Here is a 20,422-nt window from a genome sequence, read left to right on the forward strand (position 1 = left end):
GGATTTCACGCCGGGGGAACCATCTGGTTCCCCCGGTTTTTTGGCGTCCCCGCGTCTGCCCAAAACGGCCTTGCGAACGCACGCAGCCAGGCGTCGCCTTGGACACAGTCGGTAAGCCGTTCAAAATCGCCCCTGGCTTGGGCCTTACGGTCTCACGCGGCCAGGAGGCGTTGCCTTGGACGCGCCAACCGGCTATCCTGGCGCATCCCCTCGCCGGGCACGGGGCCGCGCCCCACCGGCCAACGCCATCCCCGAGGTTTTCATGCTCGATACCGTGCTCGACTTCCTGGACGCCCAACGCGACGAAATCATCGCCCTGCAACGCCGCATGACCGCCATCCCGGCTCTGGGACCGCTCAATGGCGGCGACGGCGAACGCCGCAAGGCCGACGATCTGATCCTTTACCTGAAAAGCCTGGGACTGCCCGAGGCCCGGGAACTCAGCGCCCCGGACGACCGCGTGCCCTGCGGCCACCGCCCCAATCTGGCCGTGATCATCCCCGGCGCGGACACCTCCCGCACCTTCTGGACCATCTCCCACATCGACGTGGTGCCCCCGGGCGACCTGTCCCTGTGGGACAGCGACCCCTACGAACTGGTGGTGGACGGCGACATCCTCCGGGGCCGGGGCGTGGAGGACAACCAGCAGGCCATCGCCGCCTCGGTGATCCTGGCCAAGGCCCTTTTGGAAAAGGGCGTCACCCCGCCCATAAACTATGGCATGCTGTTCGTCGCCGACGAGGAGACCGGCAGCAAGCACGGCCTGGACTACGTTGCGGCCAACCACCCGGAGCTTTTTTCCAAAAACGACCTCTTCCTGATCCCGGACTTCGGCCGCCCCGACGGGGAGATGGTGGAGGTGGCCGAAAAAAGCATGCTGTGGCTCAAGTTTTCGCTTTTCGGCAGGCAATGCCACGCCTCCACCCCGGACGAGGGCAGAAACACCTTCGTGGCCGCCTCCGACCTGGCGCTGAGGCTGCTCTCCCTGCACGAGACCTTCCCGGACCAGGACGCCCTTTTCGCGCCGCCGCACTCCACGTTTTCGCCCACCAAAAAAGAGGCCAACGTGGAGAACATCAACACCATCCCCGGCCGCGACGTCTTCTACATGGATTGCCGGGTGCTGCCCGTCTACGACCTGGACGACGTGCTGGCCGCCGTGCGCGACATCTGCGCCGCCGTGGCCGAGGCCCGTGGCGTGGAGATTCAAATCGACATCGTGCAAAAAGAGCAGGCCGCCCCGGCGACTCCTGTGGACAGCGAGATCGCGACCCGGGTCATGGCCGCCATCCGGGCCGTTTTGCACAACGATCCCAAGCCCATGGGCATCGGCGGCGGCACCGTGGCCGCCTTTCTGCGCCGCCGGGGATATCAGGCCGTGGTCTGGTCCTGCCTCATGCACAACGCCCATCAGCCCAATGAACAATCGAGCATCCGTATGACCATCGCCGACGCCAAGGTCATGGCCCGGGTGCTCCTTAACGCATGACCGGAACCCCCCCCTTTCCCGAGCGCTTCGATCTGGTGGTGGTGGGCGCGGGGCACGCCGGATGCGAGGCGGCCATGGCCGCCTCCCGCCTGGGCCTTTTGACCCTGCTTTTGACCATCAACGTGGACCGCATCGGGCATCTGTCCTGCAACCCGGCCATCGGCGGCCTGGCCAAGGGCCACATGGTGCGCGAGATCGACGCCCTGGGCGGCATGATGGGCCTGTGGGCCGACGCGGCAGGCATCCAGTTCCGCACGCTCAACACCCGCAAGGGCCCGGCCGTGCGGGCCACCCGGGCCCAGATCGATCGCGACGCCTACCTGCGCGTGGTACGAAGCGACATCTTCGCCCAAAAAAACCTGTGGGTCGTCCAGGACACGGCCCAGGACATCCTGACCGAAAACGGCCGGGTCTGCGGCCTGCGCACGCTTCTGGGCCAGACCTTCGCGGCCCGGGCCGCGTGCCTGACCACGGGCACGTTTTTGCGCGGCCTCATCCATGTCGGCCTGGACCATTTTCCCGGCGGCCGCCTGGGCGACCCTCCCGCCACCGGCCTTTCGGCCAGCCTGGCGTCGCTTGGGCTGTCGCTTGGCAGGCTCAAGACCGGCACCACGCCGAGGCTTCTGGCGGCCAGCGTGGACTTTGACAAGACCACGCCCCAGCCCGGCGACGACCCGCCCCCGGGGTTCAGCTTCCACGGCAAAGGACCGGTCCTGCGCCAGGTTCCCTGCCACCTGACCTACACCAATGCGGCGGCCCACGCCGCCATCCGGGAGGGTTTCGACCGCTCGCCCCTTTTTACCGGGGTCATCCAGGGCACAGGCGCCCGCTACTGCCCGTCCATCGAGGACAAGGTGGCCCGCTTCCCGGACAAGGAGCGGCATCAGGTCTTTATTGAGCCCGAGGGGCTGGAGAGTCCCGAGGTCTATCCCAACGGCATCCCCACCAGCCTGCCCTTGGACGTGCAAAAAAAGATGCTGGCGGCCATCCCGGGCCTGGAAAAGGCCCAGATCGTGCGCCCGGGCTACGCCATCGAATACGACTTCGTCTTTCCCACCCAGCTTGCCCCCACGCTTGAGACCAAGGCCGTGCCAGGGCTCTATCTGGCCGGACAGATCAACGGCACCTCGGGCTATGAGGAGGCGGCGGCCCAAGGGTTGTGGGCGGCCATCAACGCCTTTTGCGCCCAGACGGGCCGCGCGCCGTTTTTGCCCGGCCGGGAGGCGGCCTACATGGCGGTCCTGGTGGACGACCTGGTGACCAAGGGCACCACCGAACCCTACCGCATGTTCACCTCCCGGGCCGAGCACCGGCTGCTCCTGCGCGAGGGCAACGCCGACGCCCGGCTCACCCCGCTTGGCCGCGAACTGGGGCTGGTGGGCGACGCCCACTACCGGGCCTTTGAGGAGAAAATGCGGGCCGTGGCGGCCCTGTCGGCGGCCATGGCCGCCACGCGGGTGCGCCTTGACGAGACGCCCCAGGCCCTGCGCGACAAAATCGGCCCCACGGAACTGAAATCGGCCCTTCTCGCCGAGCTGGTGCGCCGTCCGGAAATCGAGATCGCCGATGTGCTGCCGCTGGTTCCGGGCATGGCCGGGAGCGCCCCGGAGGTGTGCGTCGAGGTGGAGACGGGCATCAAGTACGAGGGATATCTCAAGCGCCAGGAGGAACTGGTGTCCCGGGCAGGTCGCCGGGAGGCCTCGCCCATCCCGCCCGACCTGGATTATGCGGCCATCCCCGGGCTCTCCCGGGAGGCCGTGGAAAAACTCACCCGGGTGGCCCCCCTGACCCTGGGCCAGGCCGGACGCATCTCGGGCATCACCCCGGCCGCCCTGTCCTGCATCGAGATTCGCCTAAAAAAGCTTGGGCTCGCGTAGCTCCGCGCGTCACCCTCCGGCAGGGAGCCATCACCGATGGCCCCGATTTCGTCCTGCCGTCAGCCATCCGGCACGAAGGCGCACAGGGCCTTGGCCAGCACCCCCAGCAAATCCCTGTTCCGGCAGTTGTAGCGCAGTTCCATTTCCTTGAGATACAATGGAAACTGCACGGGCGGCAGGCCCCGCACACGCCCCAGGCGTTGTTTCACCAGGCCCCAGAAGTCCGTGGCGTCCAGGGGAAGCCGTTTGTCCTCGTGGCGGACGAGGTCCGTGGGCCACAGCGAGGGGCCGCAGCAGGCCATGGCCAGATAATTGCGGTACGGCGCGGTATAGACCACGCGCCCGAAGCTGGCGGTCCTGAGGCGAAAATTGCACTTGAAAAGCAGCAGTTCCTCCGGCGTAAGCTCCGGCAGGGTGTCGCAAATCACCACCCCCCCCACATCGATGATACCGAAGACCGGGGAATCGCGCATCGCGCTTTCCGGACGTTTGCCTCCAGGCCCGGCCCACACCCCGGCCCGGTGCAAGAGCGTCGCGTCCAGGGCCTGGGCCACGATGGCCCGTCGCACAATGTCCTGCCCCTTGAGCACCGTGGGGTAGCTGACGCGCAACTGCGCGGCCATGTCCCTCGGGGGCACCTCCAGTTCGAACAGTTTGAGGAACCACAGCCATTGCCGACAGTCGAAGGCGCAGGAATTCAGGAAACGCCGACTGAAATCATGAAAGGTGTAGCAGCAACGCGAACATCGCCTGCGCCCCCCGGAGACCCGGTACAATTTGCGCTCCCGGCACCTGGGGCAAAACCGCTGATGGTTTTTCCAGCAAAAATCCAAAAAGAACCGGCGAGCCGCCTGCTTTGAAGAAACCAAATCATTAAAGCCGATTACGTCCATATCGTCACTGCTTTTCCGGTTCCCGTCCGGCCACTTCTTTGTGTCAAATTCTCCATATGGATTCCCGGCGACCAACCCGCCGCACCCGCCAAGGCGGCTTCCCCGCCCGATCCGCCGACCCCGTGCGATGCTGGCCCCGGACAGCCCCGACCTGGACAAACGGCGGACGCCCGTCACCCGGAAACCGACAGGGATGCGGCGGCGGGGACTCCGCGTCCACGGGCCGTCCCCGGGCAATCCGGGCGGGATTGTGCCAAACCGTCGAACTGTCATCCCGGCCAGTCTTGTCCGGCACGGGCGGAAGCGACTACAGCCCACATATCACGGAAATCCCGACATCGGTGACGCCGACTCCATGGCCGCCGCACTGGGAGGGAATGCATCTGTTTTCAAAATGACCCTGATCGTCCGTGCCTATAGGGCCATGCCTGAAGGAGGTCAACACCATGTCTCTCAAAACCACCATCCGCCTCCACCTCTGGTTGGAAACCGGGGACACCATGGTCTTCGGCATGGGGCGGGTCCAACTGTTGGACTTGATCGAGCGCCACGGCTCCTTGCGCAAGGCGGCCGCGGCCCTTGGCATGTCCTACCGGGCCGCCTGGTGCAAGCTGCGGGCGACCGAGCAGGCCCTCGGCGTCAAGCTGGTGGAGGCCCAGGCCCACAAACGCGAGGGGTGTCGGCTCACCGCGCAGGGCCAGGAGTTCCGGGAGCGGTTCCGGCGCTGGTTCGACGAGGTGGAAAACTGTGCCCTGACCCGGGCCGAGCGGCTTTTTCCCTGGCCCGTGGCCGGGTTTTTCGAGGAGCGGGAGCCGGAAGCGCCCCTGCCCGCGCCCCCGCCCCGGGGCCTTTCCGTCACGGCCCCCTGAACCGCAGCGCACCGCTTTCCGGTCAGGGAAGCAGCCGTCCGGCCAGGGGTCATCCCCGACATCGGCCCGGGAATCCTCCCGGGCCTTTTTTTGTCCAATCCCGCCAGAATCCGCGACCACGCCGACGGCGCACGCATGCCGCATGGCCCGCGTTGACGGAATCCGCACCAGAGACTACAGGTTTCCATATTCGTCTGCGATGGACGTAGCGTCACGCACACTTCCCCACACAGGATTCGGCATGCCCGTTCCCGCCACGAAATATACCGACCTTATCCACGCCGTAAACGACATCGTCACTTCCGGCAGGCGCGACGAGGTCGCACTCATGCGAATCCGTCGACAGGCAGAACGTCTTCTGGACGCAGACAGGATTGGAGCGTTGACGGTGCTCGGCGCCGTGGCCGGACTTCTGGGCGACGAAAAGACCATGCATGCCCGACATCTGGCCGTGCTGGAACTGACGGACGGCAGCTATGAAGCCCTATACAACTACGCCAACACCCTGGGCTGGGCGGGCAACTTTTCCAGCACCCTGGCCATGGCGAAGCAGGCCTACGAGGCCTCCCACGACCCAGCCGCCCTGGACCTCATGATCATCGCCGCACATGCCCTGGGTCTGGCCTCGCTTTTCCGTACGCTGTGCGCCCAGTGGCTTGAATCGACCGGCCGCCCGCATGAGTTGGAGACCGGGGAACCGCCTGCCGGGCACATCCGCGACTCCGTCATGGCCCGCCTCGAAGACGACATGTCCCGGAACGCGGAGCTATGGACACGCCTTTCGAATGTGTGACGTTGGCCGAGATCGTCGAGGCCAACCGCAGGCTGATCACGCGCTTCGGCGGGCGGCACGCGCTGATGCAGCCCGGCTCCCTGGAGCATGCCCTGGCCCGGGTGCATGGCGTGATCCCCGGCGATCCCGACCTTCCCACGACCACGGCCAAGGCCGCCTTCCTGTGCCTGCGTCTGGCCCAGGGCCACTTCTTTTTTGACGGCAACAAACGCACCGCCTTCTGGACCTGCAAGGCCACCCTGCATCTCAACGGATTTAACCTCTCCCTCGACACCGGCGATGTGGTGGGGCGCATGGTGAGCATGGCCCTCAAAGAGATGGACGTCGCCGCCGTGGAGTGCTGGCTTCTGACCGGCCTGACGCGACGCTGACCAGCCCGCTTGCCAGCCCGGATTACGGCCTATTCCCCCCGCCGTGCCCCCTCATGACGTCTCGTATCACGTCCTCGAAATCCGCCCCCGCGAATTTCACGGCGTTCATCGCCTGAGTCCATCCCGCATGCCGGTGGCAGGTCGGGTCGGCGGTTGCGCCGTCCGGCCAGGGGCCTGCTCAGGCTTCCCGCCCCTCCCTGCTCCTGTGCGCCAGCGCCTCCCCCCTCGACGGCCTGGCGCGGCCCCCTCCCTTTGCTCCTGCCAGCAGCGGATATGTATTAAACATAATACATATAACTATCGGAAATTATTGATAAAATCATTGACGCACCCTCCCTGCGCCGCTATTGAAACCAAAGGGATGCCTCCCGCCGCCTGACCATGGTCGTCATGCCGGATGGGGATGCGCCACACGAGAGACTGTGAAAACAAGGAGGCTGCCATGGGACTGTCGCGTCGAGGGTTCCTGAAAGTGACCGGAGCGGGTGTCGCGGGATTGGCGCTCGGCCGGTTGGGGATCGATCTGGCCCCGGTTTCGGCCTACGCCGCGGGGCTGAAGATCGACGGCTGCAAGGAATTCATCTCCATCTGTCCATTCTGTTCCTGCGGGTGCAACACCCTGGTCTATTCCAAGGACGGCAAGATCATAAGCATTGAGGGCGATCCCGATTATCCCATCAGCGGGGGAGGCCTGTGCGCCAAGGGCGCGTCGCTCAAGTCCCTGCACACCAGCCCCGAGCGCCTGACCAAACCCCTGTACCGGGCCCCGGGCAGCGACAAGTGGGAGGAAAAGCCCTGGGACTGGATGATGGAGCGCATCGCGGCCCGCATCAAGGAAACCCGCGACCGCGACTTCAAGGAGAAAAACGCCGCCGGGCAGGTGGTCAACCGGGTGGAGTCCATGTTCCACCTGGGTTCCTCCCAGGTCTCCAACGAAGAGGCCGCCGTGCTGCACCAGATGGTCCGGGCCTTGGGGATCGTGCACTTCGACCATCAGGCCCGCATCTGCCACAGCTCCACCGTCCCGGCCCTGGCCGAATCCTTCGGGCGCGGGGCCATGACCAACCACTACACCGACATCGGTAACGCCGACGCCATCCTGATCATGGGCTCCAACTGCGCCGAGCACCATCCCATGACGTTCAAGTGGGTGATAAAGGCCAAGGAGAAGGGCGCGGTGGTGATGCATGTGGACCCCAAGTTCTCGCGCACCTCGGCCCGCAGCACCTTCCATGTGCCTATCCGCTCCGGTACGGACATCGCCTTTTTGGGCGGCATGGTGAAATACATCCTGGAAAAGAAGAAGTACTTCGAGCAGTACATGATGGAGTACACCAACGCCTCGTTCATCGTGGGCGAGAAGTTCTCCTTCACCGACGGCCTGTTCTCCGGCTTCGACCCAAAGGGAAAAAAATACGACAAGTCCGCCTGGGCCTTCGAAAAAGACGAGGCCGGACTTCCCAAGCGCGACACCACTCTCAAGCATCCGCGCTGTGTCTACAACCTGCTCAAAAAGCACTATGACCGGTACGATACCAAGACCGTGTCCTCGGTCACCGGCGTGTCTGAAAAAGACATCCTACGGGTCTACGAGGCATATACGGCCACCGGCCGCCCGGACAAGGCCGGGACCGTGATCTACGCCCTGGGCTGGACCCAGCACAGCGTGGGCGTACAAAACATCCGCCTCTCGGCCATGGTGCAGTTGCTTTTGGGCAATATCGGCATCGCAGGCGGCGGTATCAACGCCCTTCGCGGCGAGCCCAACGTCCAGGGCACCACGGACCACGCCCTGCTCTACGGCTACCTGCCCGGCTACCACAACGTGCCTACGGCAAATCTCCAAACGCTGGAAGAATATCTCAAGGCCGAAACGCCCGTGACCAAGGATCCCAAGAGCGTCAACTGGTGGAGCAACCGCCCCAAGTACGTGGTCAGCCTGCTCAAGTCCTGGTACGGGGACAACGCCACCAAGGAAAACGGCTTCTGCTATTCCCTGGTGCCCAAGCTCGATCCGGGCATGGACTGCTCGCACCTCTACATCTTCGACCGCATGTACAAGGGCCAGATCAAGGGCGGAACGATCTTCGGCCACAACCCGGCCCAGAGCATCCCCAACACCCACAAAGTCAGAAAGGCCCTCAACTCCCTGGACTGGCTGGTCATGGGCGAGGTGTTCCACAACGAGACCACGGACAACTGGCATGCCCCGGGATTCGACCCCAAAAACGTCAAGACCGAGGTGTTCCTTCTGCCCTCGGCCTACCGGGCGGAGAAGGAAGGCACCATCTCCAACAGCGGCCGCTGGCACATGTGGCACTACAAGGCCGCCGAACCCCTGGGGCAAAGCCGCAACATGGGCGAGATGTTCGTGGAGATCATGAACCGGGTGCGGGCGCTGTACGCCAAGGGCGGCACATTCCCCGACCCCATCCTGAAGCAGGACTTTCCCGAGACCTTCGACGCCGACGCCGTGGCCAAAAAGTGCAACGGCTGGTTCACCAAAGACGTCACCATCGGGGACAAGCAGTACAAAAAGGGCCAGCAGGTTCCGGGCTTCGCCCAACTGGCCGACGACGGCTCCACCGTGAGCATGTGCTGGGTCTACTGCGGCGGCTACCCCGAAGCGGGAAACCTGGCCAAGCGCCGCGACCTGGCCCAGACCCCCATGCAGGCCAAGATCGCCATGTTTCCGGGATTCGCCTGGGCCTGGCCCATGAACCGCCGCGTGCTCTACAACCGGGCCTCGGTGGACCCAAACGGCAAGCCCTACAATCCCGAGCGTGTGGTCATCGCCTGGGAGGACGGCAAGTGGGTGGGCGACGTGCCCGACGGCGCGGCCCCGCCCATGGCCATGGACAAGGGAACCTATCCCTTCATCATGACCACCGAAGGCCGCTCCCAGCTTTACGGCCCCGGGCGCGCCGACGGTCCCTTCCCCGAGCATTACGAACCGGCCGAGACGCCGCTTACGGTCAATCCCTTCTCCAAGCAGATGAACAACCCCTGCATGAAGGTCATTGAAAGCGACATGGACAAGTTGGCCAAAAACGCCGACCCCCGGTTCCCCATCGTGCTCACCAGCTACAGCCTGACCGAGCACTGGTGCTCCGGCTCCGAGACCAGGAATGGCCCGGCCCTGCTTGAGGCCGAACCCCAGCAGTACATCGAGATGAGTCACGAACTGGCCAAGGAAAAGGGCATCGCCAACGGCGACGTGGTGGATGTGGAGAGCCTGCGCGGCACATGCCAGGCCGTGGCCATGGTCACGGTGCGCATCCGGCCCTTTACGGTGGCGGGCAAGACCCTGCATCTGGTGGGCATGCCGTTTGCCTTCGGCTGGACCAAGCCCAAGTGCGGAGATTCGATAAACCGGCTGACGGTTTCGATAGGCGATCCCAACACCACCATCCCGGAATACAAGGCCTGCCTGGTGAACCTGCGCAAGGCGGAGAAGGTGACCGAACTCTAAGGCGCGACGACGCCGCATGACGCAACCCGGGGCGGTGAAAAACCGCCCCGCCACGCAAGCCAAGGAGAAGCGAAATGCCCAAGGCGTTTCTTATCGATACCACACGGTGCACGGCCTGCCGGGGATGCCAGGTGGCCTGCAAGGAATGGAAGAATCTGCCGCCGGTGGCCACCAAGCAGACCGGCACGCACCAGAATCCTCCCGATCTGACCCCGTTCAACTTCAAACTGGTGCGCTTTAGCGAGCACCTCGATGGCGGCGTGGTGTCCTGGTACTTTTTCCCGGACCAGTGCCGCCACTGCCTCGACGCCCCGTGCAAGATGGCCGCCTCGGACCCCGAGGCCATCATCCAGGACGCCGACACCGGGGCCGTCATCTATACGGACAAGACCGCCAAGGAAGACTTCAACGTCATCCGTGGCGCCTGTCCCTACGACATCCCGCGCCAGAATCCGGACACCAAGGCCCTGGTCAAGTGCGACATGTGCATCGACCGGGTGAAGGCCAACATGCTGCCCATGTGCGTGAAAAGCTGCGCCATGGGGGCCATGAACTTCGGCAGCCGCGAGGAGATGCTCGCGCTCGCCGAAAAGCGCCTGGCCGAGGTCAAAAAGACTGCGCCCAAGGCCCAGCTCTTAAATCCCAAGGACGTGGCCGTGATCTACCTGGTGGCTGACGACCCCAAAAAGTACTGGAAAAACGCCATGGCCCAGGCGCCGTCGCCGCTGACGCGCCAGCAGTTCCTGGCCAAGGCCTTCTCGCCGATCCGGAGTATTACCCGCTCCATCTCCGGCTAAGAGCGGACTCCTTCACACCCCGCGCGGACGCCCGTCACCCTCGGGAGCGTCCGCGCGGGACTTCCGCGAACAGGCGGGGGGGGAAGAAGCCTCCGGCGGCCAAAGGGCCTGAGCCCTTTGGAATCCCATAACAGGGACGGGCTGTTTGCGAACGCCTCCAGGAATGGCGCGCCCGCGTGTTTCACCCAATTTTTTTTCAGGAGAAGCCTATGACGTCCGACTGTTCATCCGGCTGCGAAGCCTCGCGGACCATCCGCGCCGACGCCGCCCGCCTGGGCCGCGAGATTGTATCCCTGACGCCCCTTCTGGACGCCTTTGTCCCGCTTCTGGCCGAACAGGCGGAAATCCAGTCCACAGCCTCGGGATGGACCGGCGATCCGCCCGTCTTCGACCCGGAGGTTTTCTGCCAGGGCAGGCCCCTTCTGGCCGATAGCGGATTCCAGAATGTCGCCCCCGACATCCCCGGTGCGGCAGCCCGCCTTTTGCCGGTCATGGCCAGGTGTTTCCCAGGCCTGGCGGGCGACATCGACGCACTGGCCCAGGCCTTGGACGCCGACCCCGGCCGTGCGGCGGCCGAGCTGATGCACATGGCCTGCGGCGACTGTGGCGAACCGCTCCGGGGCGTGGCCCCGGACACGGCGTATTTCCTGGCCCGGGAGTGCGTGCGACCTCTGGTGCGGCGTCAGGCCGAGACGCTTTCCCCGCTTTTCGCGGAGCTGCCCTGGCGATTCACGACGTGCCCGGTGTGCGGCGGACACCCGGATTTTTCGTGGTTCAAAAAGGTCCGTGACGATGCGCAGTACATCACCGGGCACGGCGGCCCGCGTTTTCTGCGTTGCGCCGACTGCGCCGCCTGGTGGCGTTATAAGCGAATTTCCTGCCCGGGCTGCGGCAACGAGGAGCCCTCGCGGCTGTCGTTTCTGCACAGTCCCGAACGTCCCTACGAACGGGTGGACCTGTGCGAGGAGTGCCAGACGTATGTGCCCTGCCTGGACACCACGGACATGATCCACATCCCCCATCCGGACGTGGCCGCCCTGGCCATGCTGCCCCTGGAAATGCTGGCCCGGGATCGGGGATACCGGCCCCTGGCGGCGCTGCCCTGGAGCCTGGTCCTGCCGGACGCCTCGCGCGCCGCCTGAGATCGCCCCCCGGTTTCGGGCAGGCGCAACACTGCGGCGTCCGCCGCAAGCGGGCTGGCGTAGCTGCGCGCCTTCAGCAGGCGGCCCGGGACCGCCGTCCCATGGCCAGATAGACGGCGGCCTCGGGAGAGGGATGCAGGGCCTCGGCCCAGTGCAGATACAGGGGGCGAAGCACCCGCGAGAACAGGGAGGCGGCCGTGGCCTGTCTGGCCGCGATCAGGCCTGCAAAGGGCCGATGCCCCTGGATGAAGTCCACCAGGGCGGCGGCCCGGTGCTCGGGACGATGGCGGGAACGCACCAGGGCCTCCCCTGCGGCGGCCACCCGCTCCCGGCGCGGCGCGTCGGCCAGAAGCCCCGCCGTCAGTTCGGCCACGGCCCGGACATCCATGGGGGGATAGGTGAACAGGTGTTCGCCCGGGGTAAACAGCTCGGACTGGCCGTGCCCCACCTCGGGGGTCAAAAGGCACGCCCCGCAGGCCAGGGCCTCGAAGACCCGGAAGTTGAGGTCGCCGCCCTCGGCCACGTTGAGCACCAGCTTTGCCGTGGGGAACAGGTCGCGGTACGCCCCCCGGGTGACGCAAAGCCCCGGCACGAGCCGTCCCAGTTCGGCCAGGAAGGCATGCCGCCCGGGGGTCAGCACGGGATCGACCTTGCCCACGAACAGGAGGTCGTGGATCTTCGGCGCATCCTTCGGACGATCCTCCTGGCGTGGGAAGGGCGGCAGCCACATGACCCGCTCCGCCCCCAGGCGGGAGACAAACCGGGGCAGGTGGTCGCGAAGGCTCACGGCGCAGAGGTCAAACGCCTGGGCATAGTCCGGATACCAGGCGTGGATATGGCTGTCCACACAGTAGAACACCGTCAGGCAGGGATAGCGTTCGAGGCCCGAAAACGGAGGAGGGCCGGACTTGTCGGAATAGACGATCACCTCCGGGGCGAACCCAGCCAGCCGGACCACGTCGTCAAAAGAGAGCACCTGCAGCGGGTCCAGGGGCACGACGGCCACCCCGGGACATACGGCCCGCATGCCCGCATCCAGGGGATGCCGTCCGACCCAGGCGATGCGCAGGGTCTCCATCGCGTTCCACCTCCCGCAACCGGGCCGGTCGTCCGGCCACTGCATTTGTACCCATCTCCCTGACCATTCGCCATTTTTTCCCGAAAAACAAGGTGTTCTTCCCACACCAGACACCTTCCCGGCCTGCAAAACGGATTTCTCCATGCGCCGTCAGGCATTTCCCCAAATCGACCACTCTTGAAGCAGCGGCCGCTCCCGGCTCCTGGCGCATTGTTTCCTCTGTCCGGGGCAAACGGCACGGAAGGGGAACGCCACGCCTTGCCTGCCCGGGCGGCGCTAAAGGGGTTTTTCCGCACACGGCATGGTGCGGCACCGTTCGTTTTGGCTTCGGGGTGCGGTTTTGTTTTCATGCCGGCCCGGCCCGGCGGAATTATTTCGTATCGCCGACCGCACGGCAGCACAAACCCCTTGCCGGTCCACATCTTTTGCGCTAGGGGGGAAGTGTTCGCCCAAGATCGTGTCGTCTTCCCGGTGGTCGCGGAATGGCGGCTGATAGTGAGCGCGATCCGATCCTTCAGATGTCCACGGCAGCGAGGCCGCCCGCCGCGTGTATCATCCGCCGCATGAACGGAATTCCGACGTCCGACAAGCCGCCTGGTCGCGGTATACCCGTTTCGCTGCGAGTCTGCGGCAGTCTTCGTCCGTGGCTTCTGAGCCAATGCCTTGAGAAAAGGGAGTCTTTCACTCATGTCCAAGAACATCTATGTCGGCAACCTGCCCTTCCGGGCCTCCGAAGACAACGTCCGCGATCTTTTCGCCCAGTACGGCGCCGTATCCTCCGTCAAGCTCATCTCCGACCGGGAGACGGGCAAACCGCGCGGCTTCGGCTTTGTGGAAATGGATGACGACACCGAGGCCGAAGCGGCCATCGAGGCCTTAAACGGCAAGGATTACGAAGGTCGCAGCCTGAAGATCAACGAGGCCAAGCCCCGCGAGTCCAAGCCCAGACGCCCCGCCTGGTAGACTTTTTTCCGTCGCGGCACGCCGCATGCGGCACGTCGTGACGCTGTATCCCCCCGGGCGGCCCGATTCGGGCGGCTACGGGCCGCCTGGGGAGAGCGGGTATTTGTTTGCCTTGGCTCCCGCCCGACCACTCCCACTTCTCCTTTCTCCTGGCACATTTTTTGTATCTCCTGCGCAAACCCCTGTGCGGAGGATGCCGTGCGCGTCAAATATCTGATCATCGGCGCCGGACCCACCGGGCTTGGCGCAGCGGACAGGCTGCGTGAGCTCGGTCACAACGATTTCCTCGTCCTGGAGGCCGAAGGCCATGTGGGCGGCCTGTCCGCCAGCTTTACGGACCCGGCCGGGTTCACCTGGGATCTGGGCGGCCATGTGGTCTTTTCCCATTTCGAGCATTTCGACCGGCTTCTGGACGACCTTCTGGGCGACCACGTCCTCACCCACCAGCGCGAGGCCTGGATACGCCTGGCCGACACCTGGGTGCCCTATCCCTTCCAGAACAACATCCGCCGCCTGCCCCCGGACATGGTCTGGGAATGCGTGCAGGGCCTTCTGGCCGTGGCCCGAAACGGCGCCTCAGCCAGCCCTCCCGCCCATTTCCGGGAGTGGATCGAGAAAAGCTTCGGCCCGGGCATCGCCCGGCTGTTCATGCTCCCCTACAATTTCAAGGTCTGGGCCCATCCCCCGGAAACCATGTCCCACCGCTGGATCGGGGAACGGGTCAGCGTGGTGGATCTGGCCCGGGTGCTGGAAAACATCATCCGCAGCCGCGACGACGTGTCCTGGGGCCCCAACCGGACCTTCGCCTTCCCCCTCACAGGGGGCACGGGCGAGATCTATCGCCGCCTGGCCGCGCGATTCGCCGACCGCGTGCGGCTTGGCCAGAAGACCGTGGCCGTGGACATGGCCACAAAGACCGTGCGCACCGCCGCCGGGATGACCGTGTCCTACGACCGGCTCCTGACCACCATGCCCCTGGACCGTTTCGTCCTGGACGTGGCCCAAGGCCTGCCCGAGGCCGCGCGCCAAGCCGCCGCCCGGCTCAAGCACAACGGCGCGCTCATCGCGGGCATCGGCATCGACGGCCACCGCTCGGACTCCAAATGCTGGATGTATTTTCCCGAGTCCAACTGCCCCTTTTACCGGGTCACCAACTTCCACAACTATTCCTACAACAACACCCCCGCTCCCGATGGCACGGTCCCCCGCCACCGGGCGCTGATGACCGAGATATCGTTTTCCGGGTACAAGCCCGAAGACGGGGCCGACCACATCAAACGGGCCGTGGCCGGGCTCGGGGCCGCCGGACTGCTCGAGCCCGGCGAAGACGCCCGGGTGGTCTCCACCTGGCAGACCCGCCTGGACTACGCCTATCCCATTCCGTGCCTTTCCCGGGACGGCGCCCTGGCCGTGATCCAGCCCCTGCTTGAGGCGGCGGACATCTTTTCCCGGGGGCGATTCGGCGGTTTCAAATACGAGGTGGGCAACATGGACCACTCGGTCATGCAGGGCGTCCAGTGGGCCGAACGCATGGTCGCGGGAACCCCGGAGACGGTCTACCGCCTGGGATGAAGCCAACCCAACCCGGAAAATCGGGGGCCGGGCGTTGACGCCGGGGTCGACATGCGGCTAAACCCCGGCATGGAAAACGCCAACGATACCACCCACGTGTACGCCACCAGGCGGGACCGCCTGCGCGCCAGCCTGGCCGCCGCAGGCCACGAAGCCCTGCTCGTCTCCCATGCCGCCAACCGCTATTACTTAAGCGGCTTCGAGCTTCACGACGCCCAGTGCAACGAATCCTCGGGCATGCTCCTGGTCACGGCCAGCGGCCGGGACCAACTCCTGACCGATCCCCGGTTCCTGGACGCGGCCCGCAGGCTGTGGCCAAAAGACGACATCTTCATCTATTCCTCCAACCGCTATCAGGCCATGGGCGATCTTTTCAAATCCCTGGGGCTTGAAAAGATCCTCTTCGAGGCCAAAAGCCTGTCCTACGACACCCACGCCCTGCTCTCGGAATACATGGACATGATCCCCTGCACGGGATTCGTGGAGAATCTGCGCCTGCACAAGGAGCCGGGCGAGATCGAGCTTTTACGCCGTTCCTGCGCCGTCAACCACGCGGTCATGGCCCGGCTGCCGGATGTGCTGGTCCCGGGGATCACCGAGGCCGAGGCAGCCTGGGAGATCGAAAAACTCTTCCGGGAATTCGGGGCCAGCGAGCTGTCCTTTCCGTCCATCGTAGCCGTCAATGAAAACGCCGCCATGCCCCACGCCGTCCCCGGCCCCAAGGCGGCCACGGACGGCAGCCTGGTCCTGGTGGATGTGGGCGGCCGCCTGGACGGCTACTGCTCGGACCAGACCCGCACCTTCTGGGTCGGCGACACCCCCTCGGATCGCTTCCGGCGCACCCTGGACATGGTCCAGGAGGCCCAAAACGCGGCCCTGGCGGCCATCCGCCCCGGGCTCTCCTACCGGGACGCCTACATGCTGGCCAAAAACGCCTTCGCGGCCCACGGGGTGGACGCGGCCTTCACCCATTCCCTGGGGCACGGCATCGGCCTGGAGACCCACGAGGCCCCGAGCCTGAGCCCCTACGCCGAGGGACGCCTTTCCCCGGGCATGGTGATCACGGTGGAGCCGGGGCTGTACGACGCGGACTGGGGGGGCGTGCGCTGGGAATACATGGTGCTTGTCACCGACGACGGCTGCGAGATCCTGTGAGACGGCGGCCACGGCGACGCCCGCCCTATCTGCCGCCCGGAAATTCCGAACGGCTGTACCTGTCCCTGCCCGGAGCGAACGTCGGGCTGTTGCGTTTTTTACTGGAGGGCTACGGGCATATGGCGTGCATGACCGTGGTGGACCGCTATGCGGCCGTGGTGCGGCTTTTCTTTGCGCCGACGGCGCGGGAGGAGGTGCTGGAGTTTGTGGCGGCTGCGGCCTGCGAGATCCCGGGGCTGGCGGTGCGTCTCGCCCCCCGGGACCAGTCCGGGCCGGGCGGGACCGTTCAGGATGCCTGCCTCAGTCCGCCGTGAGGCGGTGTACGGCGCCGAGTAGTTCGCTCTCGCTGAAGGGCTTGACCAGGATGTCGTTGGCCCCGAAGGCCTTGGCGTGGTGCAAAAAATCCATCCCCATGCTGGGGGAGCCCCCGGAAATGGCCAACACCCTGCAATTTCCCGCCTCGCGAATCTCCTGGATGGTCTCGATGCCGTCTTTTTCCGGCATGAAGATGTCCAGAATGACCAAATCCACGGGATGGGCGTGAAAAAGCCGCATTCCGGCCTTGCCGTCCGTGGCCTCCAGGACGGCATGGCCCTCGCCTTCCAGATACAGCCGCATGACGCTGCGAATGGTTTCGTCATCATCGATGACCAGGATGGTTTTCATGGACGCGGGCCTTTGCGGTGGATTCCGGCGCAAGGCGGGCACAGCCCGGGAAACATGCAGCGCGGCTGTGTCGCCGGTTGTGCCGTTGTACCCTGGTCGGCCATTTTTTCAAGAAAAAAGGCGCTTCACCCGGCCGTAAAATCGTACATGTCCAGCCGCTGCCCATTGGCGTCGAGCAAAATCGGATCGATCATGCTCATGCCCCGGCTTTCGCCCATTTCCATGGACATCTCCCGGCCGTCATAGAACAGCCCCGTCAGCAGGGCGTCCTCGAAGAAGAAATCGTCAAACCGGGTGATCTCGGCCGAAAGCTTGTCGGGCTCGAACTCCCCTTCGAAATCCGCCAGGGTGAACACCATGGAGCCCTTGTCCACGGACCCCAGAAGTGCGGTCACCTGGCCTTCCCCGATCTTCCCGGCCACGGAGGCCAGGGTCGGAGACGTCACGCGCGTCGCCAGGCCCGACGTCCCAAGCGTGGTGACGCGCCCCTGGCAGGAGGCGGTCAGTTCCAGGCCGCTTTCGAAGACCGCCGCGATCTGGTGCATGTGCTTGGGCAAGGCCAGCCATCCTTTCCACTCCTCGCCCGTCTCCCGGGCGAAGGCGGCGGCCATGCGCTCGTCGAAATACACCACGCCCTTGAAGCAATTCCCGGCGAAATAGGGGGTGTTGTTCTTTCCCCAACAGTGGCGAAAGATCTTGGAGACGAAGTTTTTGTGCAACGCGGTGACAATAACCTGCTCGATGTCGCCGTCTGTCTTGACCACCAATGGCATGGCGAAACTCTCTTTGTTTCGGGTTCCAAACAATACCGTAGGGATCATATCCTGTCCTGACGGGTCGGGCAAGGCAGGAACGCCGTCCCACATCCACAACGTTTCATCCCGGCCCCGGAGGCCTCGCCAGTATTCCACCCGGGCGTCCGTTTCCCTGCCGCCATGCCGCCGTTTTCGGCCCGCCTCCTCCGGGAAGACGACCCGTGGCCGCCCGGCCGTCCCCGCTGCGCCCGGGCCTCGGCGCATGGCCCACAGGCGCCATGTCCGATGATCGGCACGCCTACTGCTCCCGGGCCGCCACCCGGCTCCAACCACGCCCCCGGGACGTGCCGTGAGGCCATCTGCATAATCCAACCCGCTGAAATATCAACCTCTCTAAAAAAAGTTGCCCCTTTTTCCGTAAACGTCTACAGTCCTGACCTTAACGTCACGTCGTTTTGGCTCGTTTTCAGATCGAACCCCTCGTTCTCACCAAGGTGGACATATGCCCCGAACGTTCCGTATTTCCATATTTTTTGCCTTCGTATTGCCCCTTTTCGCCATCCACTTCCTGCTTTCCACACCCTGCGCCCAGGCCTATGCCATTAAATCCGGCGACACCCCGGGCAGCATCGCCCAGAAGAACGGAGTTACCACTCAGGAACTGCTCAAGGCCAATCCCGGACTTGATCCGAAAAAGATGCGAGTGGGCCAGGAAATCAACATTCCCGGGGCGAAGCCCCAGGAAAAAGCGGCCGACGCCAAACCTCGACAGGAGGAGAAGGCATCCAAAAAGCCCGCTGACGAAAAGGCGAAAGTCGCCGAGGAAAAGGCCAAGCCTGCTGAAGAGAAGGCCAAGCCCGCCCCTGCGGCGTCCGGCGGGGCCTACACCGTGCAAAAAGGCGACACGCCGCAGAGCATCGCCGCCAAGCTGGGCATCTCCGTCCCCGAGCTGCTTAAGGCCAACGACAACCTCGATCCCCGCAAGCTCAAAGTCGGGCAGACCCTCAAGGCCCCGGGCGCGGCGGCGGTGAAACCCGAAAAAAACGAAGCCAAAGCCGAGCCCAAGGCCGAAGCCAAGAAGACGGAGGAAACCGTCCAGCACACGGTCAAACGCGGGGAAACCCTGGCCGCCATCGCCTCCCGCTACGGCACGACCATCGAGGCCATCCAGAAACTCAACTCCGCCGCCGCCTCCGGCAAGGTCAAGACCGGCGTCCGGCTGAAAATCCCTGCAGGCCAGGCCGCCGCCCCCACGACCCGGCAGACCCCGGCGCCATCCGAACCGGAGGCCGTCGCCGAACCGGTGCGCGAAGCCGGACAGGAGACGCCCGCCGCCTCCCCGGCCGCCCCTTCCGGCGCAACCTCGCCCGAGCCTGCTGCGGCCGAGCCGGAAACCGGCACCCCGGCCGACGCCGAAGGCTATTTCGAGAAAGGCAACGAGCTTGGCAAGCAAAACAAGTATCAAAAGGCCATCGAACAGTTCGACCGGGCCATCAAACTCAACCCCAACCGGGCCGACTACTACGCCAGCCGCGGGCACGCCTTCTATTACATGAAGCTCTACACCCGGGCCGTGGAGGATTACACCCAGGCCATCGAACGCAACCAGTCCTTCGCCCTGGCCTATTCCATGCGCGGCTTGAGCCATACCCGGGCCGGACACTTCGACAAGGCCCTGGAGGATTACAACAAGGCCATTTCCCTTGGCCCCAAGGAAGCCGACTACTACAAAGGGCGCGGCTATACCTATTTCCATCTCAAGCAGTACGGTCCCATGTGCGAGGATTACCAAAAAGCCTGCACCTTTGGCGATTGCGAACTCCTGGAGACGGCGCGCAAGGAAAACCTTTGCACGAAGGGAAGCTGATCACGGACCTTGGCGGAGCATGGACGGCTGCTGTTGCGTCCGTATTGACGATGCCGCACACGTCGGCAACACTGCTCTGGGTATGCGCCAGGCATGGCATGGATGAACATGCCCCTTCGGCGCATCCAAAAGACGGCGCATGAAACCTTCCGGTCGGTTATTTCTGGCCCTGTCCAGGGAGACGCTCCCTTGCCCCTCCCAGCAAATGACGGGCCGTCGCGAGCATCCCCTGCCCGGCGTGCGCGCCATGCCCCACGGCACGCCCGGCGCTGCGCCGGGTAGCTCACGGGCGCGGTGCTGAGGAGATTCTCCCGTGCTCTCCTATATCGTCTGGGCTGCGGTCATCGGGGTGTGTTTTTTCCTCGGGGCCAAACTGACCTTCCAGGTCCGCGAACGCAAAAAAAAACAGTTGCGCATCGACTTCGACCAGGCCAAGGAACGGGAAAAGGACGGCCGCCTGTAGCCGCACGCCATGTCTTTGCCCGCAAAAAAACGCCGCCCGGGATGGCCCAGGCGGCGTTTGCACGTTCATGCGGCAGATCTTTTCGACACGGTATCGGCGCATGCCTCCGGAACCAGGAAATGCCTAAGGGACGCCGCAGGCCTGCGGCGGAAGCACCTCCTCCCGGGAAAATGCCTCTCGCCGGATTCCAAAAGCCTGCT

The 20,422-nt window shown here is 64.8% G+C and carries 18 protein-coding genes; 14 read left to right on the top strand and 4 right to left on the bottom strand.

Annotation, left to right across the window (positions count from 1 at the left end; all coding sequences use genetic code 11):
* Nucleotides 1-262: 262 nt before the first annotated feature.
* Nucleotides 263-1,489 (top strand): M20 family metallo-hydrolase, encoded by a 1,227-nt coding sequence (locus tag GD606_RS07620; protein ID WP_163300271.1) that lies wholly within the window; start codon nt 263-265, stop codon nt 1,487-1,489.
* On the top strand, nt 1,486-3,366 hold the full coding sequence (mnmG, locus tag GD606_RS07625; RefSeq protein ID WP_163300220.1) for a tRNA uridine-5-carboxymethylaminomethyl(34) synthesis enzyme MnmG: 1,881 nt from the start codon (nt 1,486-1,488) through the stop codon (nt 3,364-3,366). Before GD606_RS07620 ends, mnmG begins: the two co-directional genes overlap by 4 nt.
* 59 nt (nt 3,367-3,425) lie before the next feature.
* On the opposite strand, the gene GD606_RS07630 is transcribed toward mnmG, so the two are convergent.
* Nucleotides 3,426-4,532 carry a transposase gene (locus tag GD606_RS07630; protein ID WP_309550395.1) on the bottom strand — a complete coding sequence of 369 codons (1,107 nt, stop codon included), beginning with the start codon at nt 4,530-4,532 and terminating at the stop codon, nt 3,426-3,428.
* 173 nt (nt 4,533-4,705) lie between these two features.
* Here GD606_RS07630 and GD606_RS07635 point away from each other — a divergent pair, with 173 nt between their 5' ends.
* The 6 genes from GD606_RS07635 (at nt 4,706) to GD606_RS07660 (ending at nt 11,703) form a co-directional block, all read left to right on the top strand.
* A complete protein-coding gene (locus GD606_RS07635) occupies nt 4,706-5,128 on the top strand; it encodes a winged helix-turn-helix domain-containing protein (RefSeq protein ID WP_163300222.1) in 423 nt (140 codons plus the stop codon).
* A gap of 241 nt (nt 5,129-5,369) precedes the next feature.
* The gene (locus GD606_RS07640) at nt 5,370-5,921 is read left to right on the top strand and encodes a hypothetical protein (RefSeq protein WP_163300223.1); all 552 of its coding nucleotides are present in this window, start codon (nt 5,370-5,372) and stop codon (nt 5,919-5,921) included.
* Nucleotides 5,897-6,292: a type II toxin-antitoxin system death-on-curing family toxin gene (locus GD606_RS07645; protein ID WP_163300224.1), complete on the top strand. Its 396-nt coding sequence runs from the start codon at nt 5,897-5,899 to the stop codon at nt 6,290-6,292. The genes GD606_RS07640 and GD606_RS07645 overlap by 25 nt, the downstream gene beginning before the upstream one ends.
* Nucleotides 6,293-6,734: 442 nt before the next feature.
* A complete protein-coding gene (fdnG, locus tag GD606_RS07650) occupies nt 6,735-9,764 on the top strand; it encodes a formate dehydrogenase-N subunit alpha (RefSeq protein ID WP_163300225.1) in 3,030 nt (1,009 codons plus the stop codon).
* A 74-nt stretch (nt 9,765-9,838) separates the two neighbouring features.
* The gene (locus tag GD606_RS07655; RefSeq protein WP_163300226.1) at nt 9,839-10,561 is read left to right on the top strand and encodes a 4Fe-4S dicluster domain-containing protein; all 723 of its coding nucleotides are present in this window, start codon (nt 9,839-9,841) and stop codon (nt 10,559-10,561) included.
* 209 nt (nt 10,562-10,770) lie between these two features.
* A complete protein-coding gene (locus tag GD606_RS07660) occupies nt 10,771-11,703 on the top strand; it encodes a formate dehydrogenase accessory protein FdhE (protein WP_163300227.1) in 933 nt (310 codons plus the stop codon).
* 73 nt (nt 11,704-11,776) lie between these two features.
* Here the strand turns inward: GD606_RS07660 and GD606_RS07665 are convergent, their stop codons facing one another.
* Nucleotides 11,777-12,826 (bottom strand): glycosyltransferase family protein, encoded by a 1,050-nt coding sequence (locus tag GD606_RS07665; protein WP_176629251.1) that lies wholly within the window; start codon nt 12,824-12,826, stop codon nt 11,777-11,779.
* 642 nt (nt 12,827-13,468) lie between these two features.
* Here GD606_RS07665 and rbp point away from each other — a divergent pair.
* The 4 genes from rbp (at nt 13,469) to GD606_RS07685 (ending at nt 16,785) form a co-directional block, all read left to right on the top strand.
* Nucleotides 13,469-13,744, top strand: a complete 276-nt coding sequence (gene rbp, locus GD606_RS07670) for an RNA-binding regulator (protein WP_163300229.1) — start codon at nt 13,469-13,471, stop codon at nt 13,742-13,744.
* Between the two features lie 198 nt (nt 13,745-13,942).
* The gene (locus GD606_RS07675) at nt 13,943-15,316 is read left to right on the top strand and encodes a protoporphyrinogen/coproporphyrinogen oxidase (protein ID WP_163300230.1); all 1,374 of its coding nucleotides are present in this window, start codon (nt 13,943-13,945) and stop codon (nt 15,314-15,316) included.
* A gap of 51 nt (nt 15,317-15,367) precedes the next feature.
* Nucleotides 15,368-16,471: a M24 family metallopeptidase gene (locus GD606_RS07680; protein ID WP_246299013.1), complete on the top strand. Its 1,104-nt coding sequence runs from the start codon at nt 15,368-15,370 to the stop codon at nt 16,469-16,471.
* Nucleotides 16,468-16,785 (top strand): DUF4911 domain-containing protein, encoded by a 318-nt coding sequence (locus GD606_RS07685; protein WP_163300231.1) that lies wholly within the window; start codon nt 16,468-16,470, stop codon nt 16,783-16,785. The genes GD606_RS07680 and GD606_RS07685 overlap by 4 nt, the downstream gene beginning before the upstream one ends.
* Here the strand turns inward: GD606_RS07685 and GD606_RS07690 are convergent.
* Together GD606_RS07690 and GD606_RS07695 are read right to left on the bottom strand one after the other, a co-directional pair.
* Nucleotides 16,772-17,137, bottom strand: coding sequence for a response regulator transcription factor (locus GD606_RS07690; protein ID WP_163300232.1), 366 nt, complete (start codon nt 17,135-17,137; stop codon nt 16,772-16,774). The genes GD606_RS07685 and GD606_RS07690 overlap by 14 nt on opposite strands.
* 125 nt (nt 17,138-17,262) lie before the next feature.
* Complete coding sequence (locus tag GD606_RS07695) at nt 17,263-17,910, bottom strand: hypothetical protein (RefSeq protein WP_163300233.1); 648 nt, start codon at nt 17,908-17,910, stop codon at nt 17,263-17,265.
* A 484-nt stretch (nt 17,911-18,394) separates the two neighbouring features.
* Here GD606_RS07695 and GD606_RS07700 point away from each other — a divergent pair, with 484 nt between their 5' ends.
* Nucleotides 18,395-19,759, top strand: a complete 1,365-nt coding sequence (locus tag GD606_RS07700; protein WP_163300234.1) for a LysM peptidoglycan-binding domain-containing protein — start codon at nt 18,395-18,397, stop codon at nt 19,757-19,759.
* 313 nt (nt 19,760-20,072) lie between these two features.
* On the top strand, nt 20,073-20,222 hold the full coding sequence (locus GD606_RS07705) for a hypothetical protein (RefSeq protein ID WP_163300235.1): 150 nt from the start codon (nt 20,073-20,075) through the stop codon (nt 20,220-20,222).
* Nucleotides 20,223-20,422 lie beyond the last annotated feature (200 nt).

Origin of the sequence: Desulfolutivibrio sulfodismutans DSM 3696 (assembly GCF_013376455.1) — a bacterium.
Taxonomy (GTDB): Bacteria; Desulfobacterota; Desulfovibrionia; order Desulfovibrionales; family Desulfovibrionaceae; genus Desulfolutivibrio; species Desulfolutivibrio sulfodismutans.